The 16,526-nt window shown below is 42.4% G+C and carries 22 protein-coding genes; 15 read left to right on the forward strand and 7 right to left on the reverse strand.

Features of this window, described 5'->3' with window-relative positions; translation table 11 throughout:
• Positions 1–3: 3 nt before the first annotated feature.
• From NF543_RS06415 to NF543_RS06430, 4 genes are all read left to right on the forward strand, one after another.
• On the forward strand, positions 4–1,272 hold the full coding sequence (locus NF543_RS06415) for a ParB/RepB/Spo0J family partition protein (RefSeq protein ID WP_257667285.1): 1,269 nt from the start codon (positions 4–6) through the stop codon (positions 1,270–1,272).
• Positions 1,265–3,139, forward strand: coding sequence for a DEAD/DEAH box helicase (locus tag NF543_RS06420; protein WP_257667286.1), 1,875 nt, complete (start codon positions 1,265–1,267; stop codon positions 3,137–3,139). Before NF543_RS06415 ends, NF543_RS06420 begins: the two co-directional genes overlap by 8 nt.
• Positions 3,136–4,104, forward strand: a complete 969-nt coding sequence (locus NF543_RS06425; RefSeq protein ID WP_257667287.1) for a protein NO VEIN domain-containing protein — start codon at positions 3,136–3,138, stop codon at positions 4,102–4,104. The genes NF543_RS06420 and NF543_RS06425 overlap by 4 nt, the downstream gene beginning before the upstream one ends.
• A 252-nt stretch (positions 4,105–4,356) precedes the next feature.
• On the forward strand, positions 4,357–4,497 hold the full coding sequence (locus tag NF543_RS06430) for a hypothetical protein (protein WP_257667288.1): 141 nt from the start codon (positions 4,357–4,359) through the stop codon (positions 4,495–4,497).
• A gap of 11 nt (positions 4,498–4,508) precedes the next feature.
• Here NF543_RS06430 and NF543_RS06435 read toward each other — a convergent pair whose 3' ends face one another.
• Positions 4,509–5,468: an HNH endonuclease gene (locus NF543_RS06435; protein WP_257667289.1), complete on the reverse strand. Its 960-nt coding sequence runs from the start codon at positions 5,466–5,468 to the stop codon at positions 4,509–4,511.
• A 116-nt stretch (positions 5,469–5,584) separates the two neighbouring features.
• Between NF543_RS06435 and NF543_RS06440 the strand changes: the two genes are divergently transcribed.
• On the forward strand, positions 5,585–6,232 hold the full coding sequence (locus NF543_RS06440; RefSeq protein ID WP_257667290.1) for an autotransporter outer membrane beta-barrel domain-containing protein: 648 nt from the start codon (positions 5,585–5,587) through the stop codon (positions 6,230–6,232).
• A gap of 203 nt (positions 6,233–6,435) precedes the next feature.
• Here NF543_RS06440 and NF543_RS06445 read toward each other — a convergent pair whose 3' ends face one another.
• From NF543_RS06445 to NF543_RS06455, 3 genes are all read right to left on the reverse strand, one after another.
• The gene (locus NF543_RS06445; RefSeq protein ID WP_257667291.1) at positions 6,436–6,810 is read right to left on the reverse strand and encodes a hypothetical protein; all 375 of its coding nucleotides are present in this window, start codon (positions 6,808–6,810) and stop codon (positions 6,436–6,438) included.
• 10 nt (positions 6,811–6,820) lie between these two features.
• Positions 6,821–8,275 (reverse strand): hypothetical protein, encoded by a 1,455-nt coding sequence (locus NF543_RS06450; RefSeq protein WP_257667292.1) that lies wholly within the window; start codon positions 8,273–8,275, stop codon positions 6,821–6,823.
• A 156-nt stretch (positions 8,276–8,431) separates the two neighbouring features.
• The gene (locus NF543_RS06455) at positions 8,432–8,626 is read right to left on the reverse strand and encodes a hypothetical protein (RefSeq protein ID WP_257667293.1); all 195 of its coding nucleotides are present in this window, start codon (positions 8,624–8,626) and stop codon (positions 8,432–8,434) included.
• Positions 8,627–8,671: 45 nt separating this feature from the next.
• Between NF543_RS06455 and NF543_RS06460 the strand changes: the two genes are divergently transcribed.
• The 4 genes from NF543_RS06460 (at position 8,672) to NF543_RS06475 (ending at position 10,455) form a co-directional block, all read left to right on the forward strand.
• Positions 8,672–8,866 (forward strand): hypothetical protein, encoded by a 195-nt coding sequence (locus NF543_RS06460; protein ID WP_257957446.1) that lies wholly within the window; start codon positions 8,672–8,674, stop codon positions 8,864–8,866.
• Positions 8,867–9,070: 204 nt separating this feature from the next.
• Complete coding sequence (locus NF543_RS06465; protein WP_257667294.1) at positions 9,071–9,904, forward strand: KilA-N domain-containing protein; 834 nt, start codon at positions 9,071–9,073, stop codon at positions 9,902–9,904.
• 5 nt (positions 9,905–9,909) lie between these two features.
• Positions 9,910–10,089 (forward strand): hypothetical protein, encoded by a 180-nt coding sequence (locus NF543_RS06470; RefSeq protein WP_257667295.1) that lies wholly within the window; start codon positions 9,910–9,912, stop codon positions 10,087–10,089.
• Positions 10,090–10,104: 15 nt separating this feature from the next.
• On the forward strand, positions 10,105–10,455 hold the full coding sequence (locus NF543_RS06475; protein ID WP_257957447.1) for an STAS-like domain-containing protein: 351 nt from the start codon (positions 10,105–10,107) through the stop codon (positions 10,453–10,455).
• 150 nt (positions 10,456–10,605) lie between these two features.
• On the opposite strand, the gene NF543_RS06480 is transcribed toward NF543_RS06475, so the two are convergent.
• Both NF543_RS06480 and NF543_RS06485 read right to left on the reverse strand, forming a co-directional pair.
• On the reverse strand, positions 10,606–11,802 hold the full coding sequence (locus NF543_RS06480; protein WP_257667297.1) for an MvaI/BcnI family restriction endonuclease: 1,197 nt from the start codon (positions 11,800–11,802) through the stop codon (positions 10,606–10,608).
• Positions 11,803–11,804: 2 nt separating this feature from the next.
• The gene (locus tag NF543_RS06485) at positions 11,805–14,012 is read right to left on the reverse strand and encodes a DNA cytosine methyltransferase (RefSeq protein ID WP_257667298.1); all 2,208 of its coding nucleotides are present in this window, start codon (positions 14,010–14,012) and stop codon (positions 11,805–11,807) included.
• 358 nt (positions 14,013–14,370) lie between these two features.
• On the opposite strand from NF543_RS06485, the gene NF543_RS06490 reads away from it, so the two are divergent.
• A complete protein-coding gene (locus tag NF543_RS06490; protein ID WP_257667299.1) occupies positions 14,371–14,652 on the forward strand; it encodes a hypothetical protein in 282 nt (93 codons plus the stop codon).
• 10 nt (positions 14,653–14,662) lie between these two features.
• On the opposite strand, the gene NF543_RS06495 is transcribed toward NF543_RS06490, so the two are convergent.
• Positions 14,663–15,112 (reverse strand): very short patch repair endonuclease, encoded by a 450-nt coding sequence (locus NF543_RS06495; RefSeq protein ID WP_257667300.1) that lies wholly within the window; start codon positions 15,110–15,112, stop codon positions 14,663–14,665.
• 46 nt (positions 15,113–15,158) lie between these two features.
• Here NF543_RS06495 and NF543_RS06500 point away from each other — a divergent pair, with 46 nt between their 5' ends.
• The 5 genes from NF543_RS06500 to NF543_RS06515 all read left to right on the forward strand — a co-directional run bounded on the left by NF543_RS06500 (position 15,159) and on the right by NF543_RS06515 (position 16,519).
• Entirely contained in the window at positions 15,159–15,416 is a 258-nt protein-coding gene (locus tag NF543_RS06500) for a PDDEXK nuclease domain-containing protein (protein WP_257667301.1), read from the forward strand.
• Between the two features lie 142 nt (positions 15,417–15,558).
• Positions 15,559–15,783, forward strand: a complete 225-nt coding sequence (locus NF543_RS25480) for a KilA-N domain-containing protein (protein ID WP_373274996.1) — start codon at positions 15,559–15,561, stop codon at positions 15,781–15,783.
• Positions 15,780–16,049: a hypothetical protein gene (locus NF543_RS06505; protein ID WP_257667302.1), complete on the forward strand. Its 270-nt coding sequence runs from the start codon at positions 15,780–15,782 to the stop codon at positions 16,047–16,049. Before NF543_RS25480 ends, NF543_RS06505 begins: the two co-directional genes overlap by 4 nt.
• 16 nt (positions 16,050–16,065) lie before the next feature.
• Complete coding sequence (locus NF543_RS06510; protein WP_257667303.1) at positions 16,066–16,317, forward strand: STAS-like domain-containing protein; 252 nt, start codon at positions 16,066–16,068, stop codon at positions 16,315–16,317.
• Between the two features lie 31 nt (positions 16,318–16,348).
• Complete coding sequence (locus tag NF543_RS06515) at positions 16,349–16,519, forward strand: hypothetical protein (protein WP_257667304.1); 171 nt, start codon at positions 16,349–16,351, stop codon at positions 16,517–16,519.
• Positions 16,520–16,526: the final 7 nt, after the last annotated feature.

The following is a 16,526-nucleotide window of genomic DNA, read 5'->3' on the forward strand; positions in this document are numbered from 1 at the left end:
AATATGAAGCCCAGAGCAGAACGTATTGAATATATCCGTAGAGTGACCAAGGTCGCAGAAGAAGATAATTCTAATAAAAATTATTATGCTATAAAAAGCTGGAGAGATAAACCTCTACATCGAAAGATCGTGCACATCGATTCGGAATATTTAATGTTTCGAATTGAAAACTCACGCACAGAAATTCAACAATTAGCATATATCCGTAAAAATTCTTTAGGCAAAGAATTTTTTAATGACCCAGAATCTCCCGTTGTTCAGCAAACTCAACAGGAAATTTTGACAGAAATGGTAAAAGGAAAAGGTAGAGATTTATTGGATGATTTAAAAACCCGTAGACAGGAAGACCCTTGTATTATTACTTATGATGGATATATTGTAAATGGCAATAGAAGAACGGCTGGGCTAAAACATCTAGGAGTGAGGTATATAGATTGTGTCGTACTACCAGAAGATGCTTCTCCAAAAGACATTTATCTGTTAGAGCAGCTTTTGCAAATAGCTCAAGACTTTAGAGAAGATTATCATTGGATTAATGAACTGAGAAATATTAGAAAGGGAAAGGAAGATTCGCGACTAGAATTGACAGATAAAGAATTAGCCGAAAACCTAAGATTAAGTACTCAGGAGCTTAAAATAAAGCTGCGTATGATAGACTTAATTGATGCTTTCTTAATATGGAGAAACTTCCCAGGAGAGTATGATTATTCAAAGCTCGACGATACGGAAGAAATTTTCAGGCAATTAGAGAAAAGCAGTAGACTATATATAAAAGATAATATTAAACAGGAAGCTTTGCGTAATGCAATATTTACAATAATTGAAGAGCGTCCCTCTAAGGGACGTTTATATGGTTACGTTATCGATCTCATTAGAACATTCGATCAGGTTTACGAAAAAATGCTACAAACGGTGTCTACGGACCCTCCTAATCATGAAGAAACAAAAGAATCCAATCCTAACGCAGAAGAACTTCTTGATAATCTGATCGATAACGATCAAGGTTCAACAAACTTTTCATTTGATAGTCAGGAAAATGTATTAGAAAATTCAAGCAAAATAATCGAAGCAATTCTTGACGTTAAAGAAGTAAATAAAGAGAGAAAAGACGCCGAAGCTGTATATGAATCCGTTAGCGCAGCATTAAGAGAGCTCCAAGGGCTTGTCATTGATAACGACACTGCTAAGCTTGGAAGTGTCAGAAATAAACTTGAGCAAATTATTACAAATGCTGAGAGACTGCTGAGAGAGCTAAAGGAATATGATGAGTAATATTTTGGAAATTTCAGTCGATCGCCGATCGTTGGTCGCTACACTATATCTTACCAATAAAGACGAACGCGTTTTTAATGAACTGAAAATAATCTGTTCCTCTATTTCCGATAACTATTCTTATAGTGATCTTGTTTTTAAGTTACCATGGTTTGAATTAAAAAGAGGATTAACAAGTATTGCGCACGTAAGAAAAAAATATAAGCTAGACATAAAATATGATGCTTTTGCCAAAAGGCTAGTCGAAGAAACAGTAAATGACCGTAAGAGTATAAAGGAAAAAAAATCCGCTGTTGATATCAATGAAGATATCTTAAACCAAATTCTTAAAAAAAACAATTTTAATAGAAAACTAAAAGCTGAACAAAAGAGGGATGTATTACACCTTCTAAGATTAAAACACGGAGCAAATTTCTCCGTTCCGGGTGCTGGCAAGACAACAACAATACTCGCGACCCATACAGTTTTAAAACAGCTTGGAATTGTGTCAAAACTATTTGTAATAGCTCCAATAAATGCTTTTATTTCTTGGCAAGACGAAGTAGATGAAATATTTGGAAAAGGCGCCTTGATAATTAAACGCTTACAGCGAAATCACACTGAGAACTTTTCCCTAATAGAGCAATCTGATCTAGATATTATTCTAGTGAATTACGAGAAGTTAAGAAAAGACGTAAGCCAGCTTATTCCATTTTTTATTAACAATAAAGTGCATCTAATACTTGATGAATCGCATCGAATTAAAAGCGGAACGAACAATATTAGCTACGGTCAGATTATTAAGCTGGCAGATTTGGCAAAGCGAAGGGATATTCTTTCGGGAACCCCTATGCCTCAGAGTTACACGGACTTGGAACCACAATTTGACTTTTTATGGCCCGGAGAAAATATAATACCGGAACATACGAGGTCGAAAGATGAAGATATATTACCCAAAGTCAATCAAGCAATCAATGGTCTTTTTGTAAGAACAACGAAGAACGAATTGGGGTTGGAAGATCCAATAATCGATTATACGTTAATTCCTATGGGGAAAATACAGGCGGAATTGTATCGATTATTTAAATCAGAAGCGGCAAGGGTAATTTCAGGAATGGATAAACCTTCAATTTACAATTTCAGAAGAATAGGAAGAAGCGTTGTAAAGCTACTTCAAGCAGCAACAAACCCAATACTATTGACAGCTAAAGATGAATACGGAGAAGAAACGTTGTCAGTGCCTCAAAACAGAGAATTTTGGGAACTATTGGAAGACTTTCAGAAATACGAGAAACCAGTTAAAATTGAATATATTAAGATACGTGTAAAAAAAATCATAGAAGAGAATCCAACAAATAAAATTTTGATTTGGTCATACTTTGTTCGTAATATCTTAATTCTTAAAAAATTACTCAAAGAGTATAATCCCGTCGTGATTTATGGAGAGGTGCCATCAGGATCAGAGGAGGATGAAAAAACGAGGGAATATCAAATTCGAGAGTTTCATGAAAATCCAGAATGTAAAGTAATGATTGCCAATCCACAAGCATGTGGCGAGGGTATTAGTTTGCATAAAGTCTGTCATTATGCAATTTATCTTGATAGAAATTTTAATGCTGCGTTTTTTTTGCAATCAATCGATAGAATACATCGGCTTGGCCTAGAAAAAGGGATAGTAACCAAAATTGAAATACTTATAACTGAAAACACAATTGATGAAGTCTTAATTGATAGGCTAAACGACAAAATTAAAGCCATGGGTAATGTGCTTGAAGATCCATATTTAAGCTCTTTAGCTTATGATCCTGCTGACATTTCAATCGAAGATGAAGTTGGTATAGATAGTGTGGATTTTGAGGTTATTAAGAAGCACATTATTCACGAATGAAGAAAAAAATCAAATACTACTCTATATCATATGGTCATTTAGTGGCTTGTTGGCATATCGTTTATTTGACAAATGAACATAGGGGAATGACCCCTAAAGACGCAATAAATATTGTAGAGAAATCTGGGAAGCTTGGCGGAACAGTTCCTGCAAAAGCTGGTCTTAAGATATGTTTAGATTATGGCTTTCTTACTGTTCATTCCTCTCAATTATATATTACAGATATTACAACAACATCATTATTGCCCGAATGTAATCAAGAGGACATAAATATATCGGCACTTAGAAAAGTTTTATTACACATCTTATCATATCACAATTTTGAATGGCTGATTTTTTATGACTCAGACCCGGAGATTTTTAGGGAATCCTTAATTGCCAATGATCCAGAGTGGGTTAATTTATTGGACAATGCTTTTCTCTTTGACTTTGAAAAAGAAGAGGTAAACATCTGGTGGGATAATATATTGTCAAAATATGAAGATTATAAGGAAGAGCTAAAGAAGGCAATTGGAGACGTAGGAGAAAAGATAACTTACCGATATGAATTGGATAGGATAACTAATGATGGATTTACACCAGCCAGATCATTTGTAAAGTGGGCGTCCCGAATAAGTGATCGATTTGGATTTGATGTCCTCTCAATTAGAGGCAAATATTTTTTATCAACGTATAGTGAGAGGGATAAAATACAAATTGAAGTGAAATCTTCCGATACGACCAATCTTGGTAGATTCCGTTTTTATATTTCAAAACCAGAATGGAATAAGGCGTTAGAAGATGTTGAGTCTTACTTTTTTTTCTGTTGGGCAGGTATTAATCTGGAAACAGAATCAGCCGAGTATGGGCCGTTTATTATTCCTGCCACCGAACTTGTTGAACATATGCCAACCGATAATAGTGATATGTTACAATGGTCTGAGTGTCGTTGTGTAATGGATGTTTCGAAATATCAAATGATTTAAGATTTCCAGACCCCTCACTGGTAAAATATATATCAGCTAATAAAATGCAATAGAAATATTAATCGAGTTGTTTCGAATGAAATGAATGGTCTTTACCTCAACCGAGTTTTACAAATAAATGCTGCTCACTCATTATACCGAGCTGATGGTAAGTGGTATCATAACTTAAAGAGATTTCCAGATATATTGTTTGATGATAATGGCTATATCATTTTCCCAACCGAAGAGTCCTATACCTGTTGTCACCCTAAATTGCAACGAAAGAAAGATTTGCATATAGTGGATGGGATTTCGAGCTTGATTGAGTATGTGCGCTGTACTCAAGAGCAGCGCTTGCTCATGGGTGATACGATAGGACTGGTCAGAACCCGTTCGCGCAACTCGTTTGCGTGAGTGGACCGCTGTTATGCCTTAAAAATATGTTCGCGGTGCCAATTCAGTTTATCGAGCTGAGGAAAGTATCTGGTTGACTGAGGCCCATTAATTCTCCTGCCCTTTAGTTTTCGTATACTGTATTCGTGGGTTTCATCCTCCGTGAAATGCGGCGATACGATAATCCGGTAATCTTTATCTATACTGAGCAAGCCGCGGTCAAACGCACGGTGCATATTGGGACATAACGCGATACCGTTGCCGATCCTGTCATCATGGCTCACGCTGAACGGTACGATATGGCAGGCATCCACAAAACTATGGCCATGCCGTGATACCAAACACATGCCGGTAAAGGCACAGGTGCTTTGGTAAAGCTGAATGATATGTCGTTTGAAAAGCCCGTTGCGTACAAAGACTTCTTCTTCGGTATCAATGTGGACGGTTTTGTATTTGGACTCAGGCTCTTGGAGAATATAAGCCTCTACTTCGTGTAAGTAACCCTCACCACTGTGCTTGGCTGCAAGGAAGTAAGCTTTGCGATCGGGGAAATAGGTGCCCAGTAGGGCAGTCTGCAAGACCGTACGGCTCACCGAATCTTGGATAAGTGCAAAGAGGTCTACACGTAATTCCCCATGATCTAGTACCTCGGCCAGCGTATTTACGCTTTTGATGTGCGCATTGATCGTGCAGCCTGGCTTTGGGACTAAGTACCAAAAAGGCGCACCATTAGCCTTATCGCTTTGCAAATAATAGAATGGTTGCGTGAAATCCGCTTGGTGCGGTGTGGCGACGAGCAGTTGCCAATTTTCCAGAAAATGCCCTACTAGATCGGCATTGGCCTCGAAGCGATTATTCGTAACTATACCTTTCTCCACCAATTCCATTAAGGTAAGTACCAACATGGGTTTGTGAGGTGCGATGCCGTACCTCGTACCGCCTCGTTTGAGGTGGGTGAGGGCATGGAGGTAGGTTTGGAGTGTGTGTGGCATGGGGTAAAGTTAGTGATTTTGTGCAGTTCGTCCCTCTGGGTGTTCGTTCGTCCCAGAGGGCTTGTGCAACAAACCCATTTTACATATCTTAGCTCAAACGCAACTGACGACAATTAATGACAACAAAACCTGCCCCATCAACCAAAATGCTTGCTTTGGTGCTATTGGTGACCATACCCACATTAAAGCTCGCCGCACAAACCATTCCACCGGGCGTAAAGATTTTTACCAATGCCGCCAGGAACATCAGTGTATTACATCCCAGCGCGAATATAGGTGTCGAATTCGCGGTAAGCGAGAGGATAGCACTTTCTACCGATATAGGCGTGTATTACTATCACTACGTGTTGGACGAACCGACAGATGGCCTTAGTCTGGCGGCGGAAGGCCGTTATTTCTTCCGCCGAAAATGGTGGTTCGGTGCAGGTATTAGCGGTTCTAAGATAAATTACACGTCGTACGACGCTCTTGTGCACGAGGACGGGGAAACAGGAACCAGCCAATCGTATTCCGTGAATAAAGGGTTATTGTTGGCATACGGCCTTTTTGGTTACCGGAAATATGTAGGAAAACGGTTTTTCTTCGGCCCACAGCTAGGGCTCGGATTGGGATTCATGGATAGAAAAATCGTTGGCCGAGCGTCACCTGAGGATCGGTCAGTGCCGATCGACTTAAACATTAAAGGCGTAAGGGGTGATGAATGGGATAACATTGTTCCGGCAGTAAAACCGGGCTTTATCTTTGGATATAGGTTTTCAAAATGATGTGTACCTTAACCTAGTCTGCGTCCACATACGTCATTTGCGTTACACCCATGAATCAAGCGCTTCGAACTTTTCGTTCCTCGAGAGAGGTGTTTTATTCCTCCATAATGGGTGTTGAGCGCTTGTTAGTAAGGTTGGCATTGTTCTCATCAATAAACGAGACGGTGCCGATCTCGACATACTGCTTTTCGAAGTTTACCAACTTAATCCGCGTATTCTTCCAAAACATACACGCCTACGTACCAAGGCACATGTGCGAGGCAGAAAGGGACTTCTTCGTCTGTAAATTTCCGGATCTTCAATGTAACGGTTTGCCCTTCGCGATAGGCCCCTTTCAGATTGACGGCCGATATAACCCTTTGGTCGCCAAATCCTTCACTGAATTCTACATGAACAAACCGCTCTAACCGATCGATATCATTTTTTCCAAAACGGACTAAAGGTCCGCTAGGACAACCATTCCCTTCTCCCAAGAATGTAACGCGGAAAACGTCTTCTTCAAGCCGTTCAGCTTTATCGCATGCCAGTAATCCGAATAAAAGAGATAGGATAATTAATTTCAATAAAATTGCTTTCATAACTGGCTATTTATTCCGGTAGGCCTGTAATTCCATCCCCCATAATCCGTTTGATAAGGTTCTTTCGCCTGATGTGATCATCTACTGATTCCAAAACCAGTTTTTCAACATATGGCCTGATTCTTTTATTAAGTTGGTCGGTTATGAAATCAAACCACCCAAATGATGGATATTTAATCAGTGGCCTCAACAGCTTGTGGTATTGCAGCGCCGCCCCGAGGTCATGCTTTCGGTGTAAGAAATAATCAAACATCACGAAACAAAAAATCGTAACCTCGTCTGTTGTAAAAACAGTGCGGTGTGGAAATACCTGATTCGGTGTCAGCTTTTCATGGTAAATATTCCGGTACACCCATTCCGTATTCCTTTCCTTCGCAGGATAAGTAAACAGCTTCGTGTGTAGAAAGTCTGGGTAGCGGTCGCGCAGAAGGTTATTTATGTCCGCAATCTTGGTAGAACGACAAAAAGACTTATAAACATCTTTTTTCAACAAAACGAAATAGGGATTGTCCGGCCATTTTCGTTGACACCTAGTGATGCTGCCAATTAGTTTACGGCACTCATCCGCCGTGCCATCCTTAACCGTCTGCCTAAAGGCCTGTAGCGTTTCCCTTTCCGCTGTTTCCATCGGATAATCCAGATCGTCATCCAATTCATCCGTGATCCGATACGCTTTCGAAAAATCAAGCAACTCCTGTTTTACCCGCTCTTCTGATTGGCTAGGAGTCCACAGCTTTTCATAGATATACTCCAATGGATCCGGCTCGTCTGCCATGACGTATTCTACGGGATACTCAGCGATCCTACGTTCTTCAACAAAAGTTTCAAAATATGTTTCCCATTCCGGCTCGCGCCATTTTTTAAAATAGTCGGTCATATCGACCAAACTTTCCTCATATGGAGGCAATGTGGCATAAAAATGACTCCAGTCGTGTAGTCGAATTTGGTATTGGATGAGCTCCGTTTCCAATAAATCCCAGCAGACACTGCTAATGGTGTTGGCCAAAACCAGATCTCGCCCTCGATGAGCTTCCATAAGCTGCTTCCCCAAAAAATACTGTGTGAAGGCAAAATTGCGATGTGATTCACATCCGTCCATCTTTCCGAACCAATAGGCATCCAACAAAAAAGCGGCCACCTCATCTGGCTTTTTAATCTTCGCATTCCTATTGCTAACACCTTCAAAAAACCGGTGCCCCCAAAACCAGTAGTCTTCCGCCCGTTTATTGAGAAAGTACGTGGTTTTTGTGATCCCTTCAAAGGGTAATGACACTTCGAAATAAGCCAGATGATAGGCTGAATCGTTACGGTATGTCATACCGACCCACGCGAACTCATTCGAGACATACATCTTAGCCTCTCGGTAATGGTTTTTTCCTTTCTCTCCCCAGAATGCGAATTCTTGAAGTAAACGCGTGTCATCTTCCGACGGCTCGGGCATTGGCGCATCAAAAATTTTGTGCATGGTAAATTCGTTTCTGGTTTTCGCAGGTAAAATTAATAAAACGAAACGAATACGCACACGTTGGACTCCCGCAGACCTGCCCATTATAGCACAGCTGAAGGCCGGAGGCCTATCGAATTAAGAATTACGTCCAAGTCGCATAGCCGCTTGGCAGCTTTAAGCAGATGGCGATGGGGCAATGACGTCTTGGTCATTTACCGCAGGTGTCCAAAATCCGACCTTTTGTAAAGAGAGGCCGATCGAGCGTTTTTCATCGTTGATTTGCGTATTCCTATTTGCGCCGGCACTAAAGGTGATAGCTAAAGGCAACCTGGCAGTCATACCGGATACGATTAGTCTATTGAATTTCATCGGCTTATTATACTGCATAAATCTAATCCGAAAGGGGCTTAATGAATGGGAAGCCGAATTAGGATTGTTTGCTTCGTCAAAGGTTGCCGACTTCATTATGATTTGGATACTGCCTATAGGCATCTGGTTCATGCAACCGCGGATACAGCGGGTTTTGAAAACTTCGGCATGATTGTGATCAAAAATGTGGCTGCTTCCATCGTACAGATGCTGGAAGCCTTGATTAGCGCGAATACATAGGAATTCTGTACATTAAGCGCTTTCCGGAGATTTTATGTCCCAGCTTTGTGTTGATACCTTTCAAAACTTGATCTTCCAAATTGGAACTTCAAGTTGAGGCGACAGTAATTTATTTTGAAAGCCCTTGAGTTCGTTTTGCTAAAAATATTTGCTTTTCGTTTGGCAAGATGTATCTTTGCCATATAACCAAATAACAACCTATCCATGGCAAAAAACACGAAATTAGAGGTAAAGGGAACGGAGATAACCATCTTTCAAGAGAATACCAGTGATTTTATATCCTTGACGGATATTGCAAGACACCGTGATTCTGAACGTAGTGATTACATTCTGCAGAACTGGATGAGGAACCGGAGCACCATTGAATTCATTGGTCTCTGGGAACAATTTAATAATCCCGCTTTTAATTCCATCGAATTCGATGGAATTAAAAATCAGTCGGGATCAAACAGTTTTTCTCTTACCCCGAAAAGATGGATTGAAACAACTAACGCTATCGGTATTCTCTCAAGGACTGGAAGATACGGCGGCACATTTGCACACAAGGATATTGCTTTCGAGTTTGCTACTTGGTTAAGTGCAGAGTTCAAGTTTTATTTGATTAAGGAATTCCAACGGTTGAAGGAAGAGGAAAGCAACAGGCTTAAATCTAACTGGGATTTCCAGCGCACACTTGCCAAGGTAAACTACCACATCCATACGGATGCCATCAAGGAAAACCTGATTCCCGAGACATTGTCAAAAGCTCAGGTTTCTTTCGTGTATGCGAATGAAGCTGATGTGCTAAATATGGCATTGTTTGGAAAGACAGCCAAGCAATGGCGCGATGAGAATCCGAACAAGAAGGGCAACGTTCGGGACTATGCGTCTATCGAGCAACTGGTGGTATTGTCAAACATGGAAAGTACGAATGCGTTGCTTATTCACCAAGGACTGGCCCAATCAGAGCGATTGGTCCAGCTGAACCGAATGGCAATCATACAATTGCGTTCATTGGTGGTGCATAGCAAATCGGTGGGAAAACTGAAGAATAGCTAGGGACAATGACTGATAAAGATTTTAAGGCGTTAATGGAGCTAGCTGCGAGAAAACTGGAAGAAGCTAAGACTATGTCTAAGAAAGAGGCTATATTGTCACTTAATAGCGCTGGTATTCTTACAAAGAAAGGTAAGTTCATGAAACCGTATGCCGAATTGGAAAAGCTGGTACCTCCTAAACAATAAAGAATCTATACGATGATGCCTGAATTGAAACTTGTCAGCCTATTGCCCACTACACTGGACTCTCGTGAGGCGGCTACTCGGCTTGCTGATATAGTGAGGGAATATAGCGACAAAAAGCAAATAGAATTGGACTTTTCAGGCATAGAGTTTATGTCGCGCTCTTTTGCAGATCAGTTTCACAAAGAGTTGTATCTTCGTGATAGTGATATTTTTGAGATTGTGATCAAAAATGCTGATGCTTCCATCATACGCATGTTGGATGCTGTATCCAAGACGCAGACCAAACGCAAGGCTGTAAAGAAAACCCACCAAGTAGCTTCGTACAATGATTTGAAGCAAATGGAAAGCTTTGTGATGAGCTGGTAGGTTGTGGTGCCAATTCAGCTTTTTTTACCGAAAGTATTTGGCTGATTGCGGTCCATTGGTTCGCCCTGTAGTTTCCGTAAACTATAATCATGGCCCCCATCCCCTGTGAAGTGCAGCGACACAAGCCGCGGTAAAACACTAGACACCCCACTATACCAACAAGTCATAAGATAGACTTGGCGGAAATAATAAGCTGAGCGCTCTTGGATGGATTTTAAAGAGCGGTCCGTGTTCTTTTACTTTACCATCATCATGACGAGAGATAAGATGGTCGAGCGTTATTAACCCCTGCTCAAGCAAAATGTCAAATTGTGAGGTGATAGGTTTGCGTGTATGTGCTGCATTCTTATAATGGAGATATTCCTGTCCATTTTCATGGATGGAATCCGCCGCAATCCAGAAAGTTTCGTTGTGTTTACTAAGAAGGGTCTGGTGTAGGGAGTCTATTGCCCAAGTGGCAAAATCTCCGATTTCTGCGCGCGCCGAGTTTTCAACCAAGCGCCCCAAGGATCCATTGAGTTTCAATTGCAGGCCCTGTGAATTGCACCCTAATGTGCTGACAGTACAATTGAGCCTAAATTTACCGTTTCGCATATAACCGAATGCATCCAGTATCTGCGCTGAGCTTTTGAATTTGCTGAACTGCCAATCTGGTACTTGGGCAAATAGTGTCTTACGATTGTTTGTTTTTTTGGCTCCTTTAGTGGCCCTAAAGGATTTAAGCTCGATACCTTTGTAATCTGGAGCACGACGTGAATTGATGGGGATGTCCAATAACGTTTCCAATGTACGGCCCACGGCAGTATCTGCTTGCAGCAATGCGGCCACAGGACCCATGGCGGCAATACCTCTCAGGCGAAAGAGCAATTCGTTTGCTATCGCATTGGCATCCCGATTGATTTGCGATACTAATTCCTTGATGGGATTATGCAATTCACCCTGAATCAGTTGGCGCAAATCTAATTGGGCGACGTTGATTACATACAATGTGCCTTCAAAATGGATAATCCCAAGGATATCGTTTGCCTCCACATACCTTTTTAAACCGGTAAACCAAATGCGCGGATCTCCCTTCTTCGTAATGGGCCGGTAGAGCGAGACGGTTGAATGGCTTTCACTAAAAGCGCCTAGCAGTTTGGCCTGTACTAGCAATTTATGCTCTTGGCCTTGCGCTTGGAGGTTGAAGTCGTGTACGCCTTGTGTTTTGAGATAAGTACGAACCGGTCCGGTTGCGTCCATAATGGATTTGGTAAGCCCTGTGGCCGTGGGCTCAATCAGCGTAAACTCAACGTTGTGTTCTGTGAGCAATTGAAGTCGGTCCAGTTCGATTTGTCTAAGCTGCCTCATCGTTAGTCGATATGTTGTAAGATCTCCATAGCCACGGCTCTGGCCAACAATGGTGGCACGGCATTGCCTACCAGGGTATATTGCGGCACCTCGGACTTGCGCTTATCGCCTCCTGTGGAGCGCTTGCCTTGGAACACGAAGGAATCGTCAAACGATTGGAGCCGAGCCATCTCGCGTACGGTAAGGGCCCGCGGTGCACGATAATGCACGTAATCATCCGGTATCGTCATCACGGTTGGGCTTTGGCCATCGGGCTTGAGTACGCTGTAATTTCGCTTATCCGAGGATAGGCCAGCTTTTTCTAATTTCTTTTGCGCCAATTTGTAATCGCCTTCTCTAAGGATAATCTTCAGGCGCTTGATGACATCCACATTCTGCTTGCTGGTCTTATGATTGTGCAGGGCATCGAATTTTTTCTCACCCCGATCAAGAGCGTGCACATCACGCACATAGAATGGGGGGGAATAGTGAAAGCGACCGTTCAACCGCCCTTCTTTGCTCCATTGGGCATAGGTGCGGTGCTCCGCAGAAACTTTCCCATCCACATGTCGCCCCCTTAATAGCGACTGCATGTAATCTGAAGTGCCATTGTATTGCTTCTTGATATCCACCGGCTCATAATGGAAGGCTTCGGTATCATTGTCTACAAAATCCAGGTCATACAGTGCCTCGAATACGCTGACTTTTTCCGCCGCGGATACGGTGGGTGGTATGGTGGAGATGAATGCTTGGTCTTTTCGGCATCCGATAAACAATACGCGCTCACGGTTTTGGGGTACGCCATAGTCTGATGCGTTGGCTACGAATGGGGCCTCGATGCGATAGAGCCGTATGCTCTGCATGATGTACGCGAGTTGCTCTTTCTGCTTCGGGGCGCAAAATTGACCGATGAGCCTTACGCAGTCTTCAAGCGAATAGGTGTATATGGTGAGCGCCTGCAGGATGTCATGGCAATCGCGTTGATACGTGTCTGACACGGATAGGTCTTCAAAAGCTTGCCGCACCTTGGCAATGGTTTCCTCCGCGTCCAACTGGGTGATGAATGTATTGAACCCATCTACAAAGTAATCGTTGTCTACGTTGCATTGGTCTTTTTCCTTGATGATGGTCCTACGTAGGGTTTCGATTTCCTTGGCCCGTAGTAGCATCCGCAAGCCGTGTCGGATGGTGCTTATCCTCGTGTCTGTCTTGCTTTCTTTATAATTGCCCTGTTTGGTGGTAAATTGTTTAAACTTAGCTTCCACGGCCTTGAGATAGGTTTCTCGTTGTTCGGCGATTTTGCTATCGTGTACCTGCTCCATGGCAATGCGCTTGGTGAGGCAATCGAGGATAAAGGAGTCGTCTTGTGCAGTTTTGCGCAATTCTTTGATGAATTGGAGCAGCTTGGGCACTTCGTTGAGGTCTACAATGGAGTTGATCTCATCGAGTATGAGTTGCCTAACCTTGCCGCCCTCCTTTGTGAGTATGCCTTTTACATTTTCCATCACAAAGTACTTAGGCTGCAACACCTTGATGACTTCTAAATAGTGGGAGAAAAGATCATCTTTCTTGTCAAACTTGCGTCGTTTGCCGGCAAGGCTGAAGCTTTGGCAGGGTGGCCCCCCACAGATCACGTCTACCGGCTTGCCATTGAGCCGCTGGAGCAGGTTGTCTAAAAAATCTGGTTCGGTTATATCTTGCCTTAGGAAAGCTGTATCAAGGTTGAGCTGGTGATTATATCGTACCACATGCGTAAGCTCACAATTTTCATTGATATCACTGGCCAATAGAAAATCGAAGAATTTGTCATCTACTTGGGCTTGCAGGAATCCCTCGCTGAACCCTCCCGCACCGGCAAAAAGATCTACGAACGTATATGAACGCCCGTATAGGTATAGTTGGTCTCTATATATATTTACTTGGCTTTCGGCTTTATAGGCCTCCGCTATGTCATTGAGTTTTTCTTTGATTTCTTTATCAGTAAATGACTTTTTTGGCGAATTGTTGAGCAATTCCTCTGCTCGCTCTTTCAAGTGATGAAGGTAGTGGTTGATAGCGGTATGGCTTTCGCCTGAAGGCAGTACGACCTGCTTTTCCTTGTCAAAATCATCCGCCTTGATTTTTTCACCTGTCGCGACCTTTATCTGGCGGCCGCTGCAATTGATTCGAAGGTGTATAGGGCAGTAACCCTTTTTATCTGCTTTATCTAAGTAGTAATTGATGGTAGCCATTGTTTACGGACAAATTTACGGACACGGACAAATCTACGGACAGAAACGCTACGGTGATAAAATTTATAGCAAAAAAGTTATCCACAATTGTTGGCATAATGACGTGTCGGTACTGAATCAATATCAATCGGAGAGCGGCTGATTACCACCAAGCCCATATCCTTTAAAGGTGGGGCCGCAAGGTCTTTTTGATGGAGTACGCGGTTTTATGCGCGATAGAACGGTGTCATAGGTGATTTTTATTGCTTCAAATTTAACTTGGGTATTGTGCATTGGCAAAACAGGTATTTGAAAATTATATTTTGACTTATACTATATTTTTTAGTAATTTTGGTCTATCATGTTAACAATACTACTTATGGATCTCCTAATAGAAACGAAGCGGAATAGCGACGTTCATTACAAGGTAATGGCCTTGCCGGAAGATGAACTGCTAACCGAAGTACGGGCGATGAGCCGAGAGCAATTGATTGACTGGCTAAGCTGGAACGACAGGAACGGTATATACAAGGATGTAGATTCAATGGCGGAATTCGGTAACGTCATGACAAAGGAAGAAGGGGAGGAAATCATGTTTCGGCAGATCATGTCTGAGCGGGAGGGCTGGGATGGCAGGATGGACGGTAAGCTGATTTATTGAATTATCGGCGCTAATAATCTGCCGGATAGGGCACTCTTCCCTCTCCGGCTGCTTCGATGTAAAGTTGGATCTGATTGACACATTGCCTAAGGTTCTTTCGTATATCCTCACCCCAAAACCTGAAAACGGTATAGCCCATAGCGATGAGGGCCTCGTTATTTTCCTTATCGCGTGCCATATTACGTTCGATCTTGGCCACCCAGAAGTCCTTGTTGCTGCGAATGCGTCCTTTGGTTTTCTCCCACTGGTGGCCGTGCCAAAATTCTCCATCTATAAAGATGGCCAACCTGTATTTCTTGATAACGACATCGGGCCTGCCGGGCAAATCTTTGCTATGCGTGCGGTAACGGATACCCTGTGCCCATAGCGCCTTGCGCAGGAGCAGCTCGGGCTTAGTATCCTTGCTCCGGATGCGGCTCATGATATAACTCCGCTGCGGCGATGGGGGAACGCGTGGCATGATGCAAAGATAGGGAATGTGAGAGGAAGTAAACTATCAACGGATTTTGGTTGACGACTTGGAACGGAAAGAAGGTGACAACCCCACGATCGGTATCCTACTGTGTACAGAAACGGATCGAACCATTGCTAAGTACTCGATATTGAACGAGAGTAAGCAATTATTTGCCAGCAAGTACTTGCCCTATCTTCCTACGGAAGAGGAGTTGGTGGCAGAAATTGAAAGGGAGAAGCAGGTGTTTAGGGAACAGGCGGTGGTGTATGGTAAAGAGGAATATACAAACAACTCATCAGCACCATGCTGAATAGTTGATTGGTAGCATTAGAACTCCGCGAGTCTATTTTGCTAAAAATATTTGCTTTTTGCTTTGCAAAACATACCTTTGCCATATAGCCAAATAACCTGCCCATGGCAAAAACAAGAAATTAGAGGTAAAGGGAACGGAGATTACTATTATTTCAGCAGAAGCGGACGATTTTATCTCACTCACGGACATGTTGAATGCGAAAGACGGTGACTTCTTTATCTCGGATTGGCTGAGGAATAGAAATACTGTCGAGTTCTTGGGAATATGGGAGTCTGTTAATAATCCCGATTTTAATTATGGCGAATTCGCCGTAATTAAAAATCAAGCAGGATTGAACGGTTATAAAATAAGCGTAAAAGAGTGAGTAGAAAAGACAAAAGCAAGCACCACGCACTGCTTATTCACCAAGGACTGGCCCAATCTGAGCGATTAGTCCAGCTGAACCGAATGGCGATCATGCAATTGCGTTCATTGGTGGTGCATAGCAAATCGGTGGGAAAACTGGAAGAAGCTAAGGTTATGTTTAAAAAAGAGGCTATCCAATCGCTTAATAGTGCAGGCATCCTGACGAAAAAAGGAAAATTCACGAAACCTTACGCCGAATTGGAAAAGCTGGTTGCTGCTAAATAATTAAAGAAGTTATGCGATGATGCCTGAATTGAAACTTATCAACCTATTGCCCGCTACACTGGACTCTCGTGAGGCGGCTACTCGGCTTGCCAATATGGTGAAGGAATATACTGGCGACAAGCAAATTGAATTAGATTTTTCAGGCATAGAATTCATGTCGCACTCGTTTGCAGATCAGTTTTACAAAGAGCTTTATCTCCGTGATAAGGATTCAATTGAGCGCTTTTCGCGGGCGAATAGTGAGATGGCCTGTCATAATTTATCATAGATTGTATACCTTTACAATCAAATCCATGATCATGAGTTCTAAAGATTTTAAAAATTTAGAGGCATTGGCAAAAAAGGAACGTAGTCGTAAGATGACGAAGGAAGAGGCCATCCAGTCTTTGGTTGACGCAGGTATTATCAACAAGGATAAGAAATTCATGCCCCCTTATAAAAATCTGGAACGCATTGTAATCAGAAAATAGGCCTATG

Source organism: Parapedobacter tibetensis, from assembly GCF_024704835.1.
GTDB lineage: Bacteria > Bacteroidota > Bacteroidia > Sphingobacteriales > Sphingobacteriaceae > Parapedobacter > Parapedobacter tibetensis.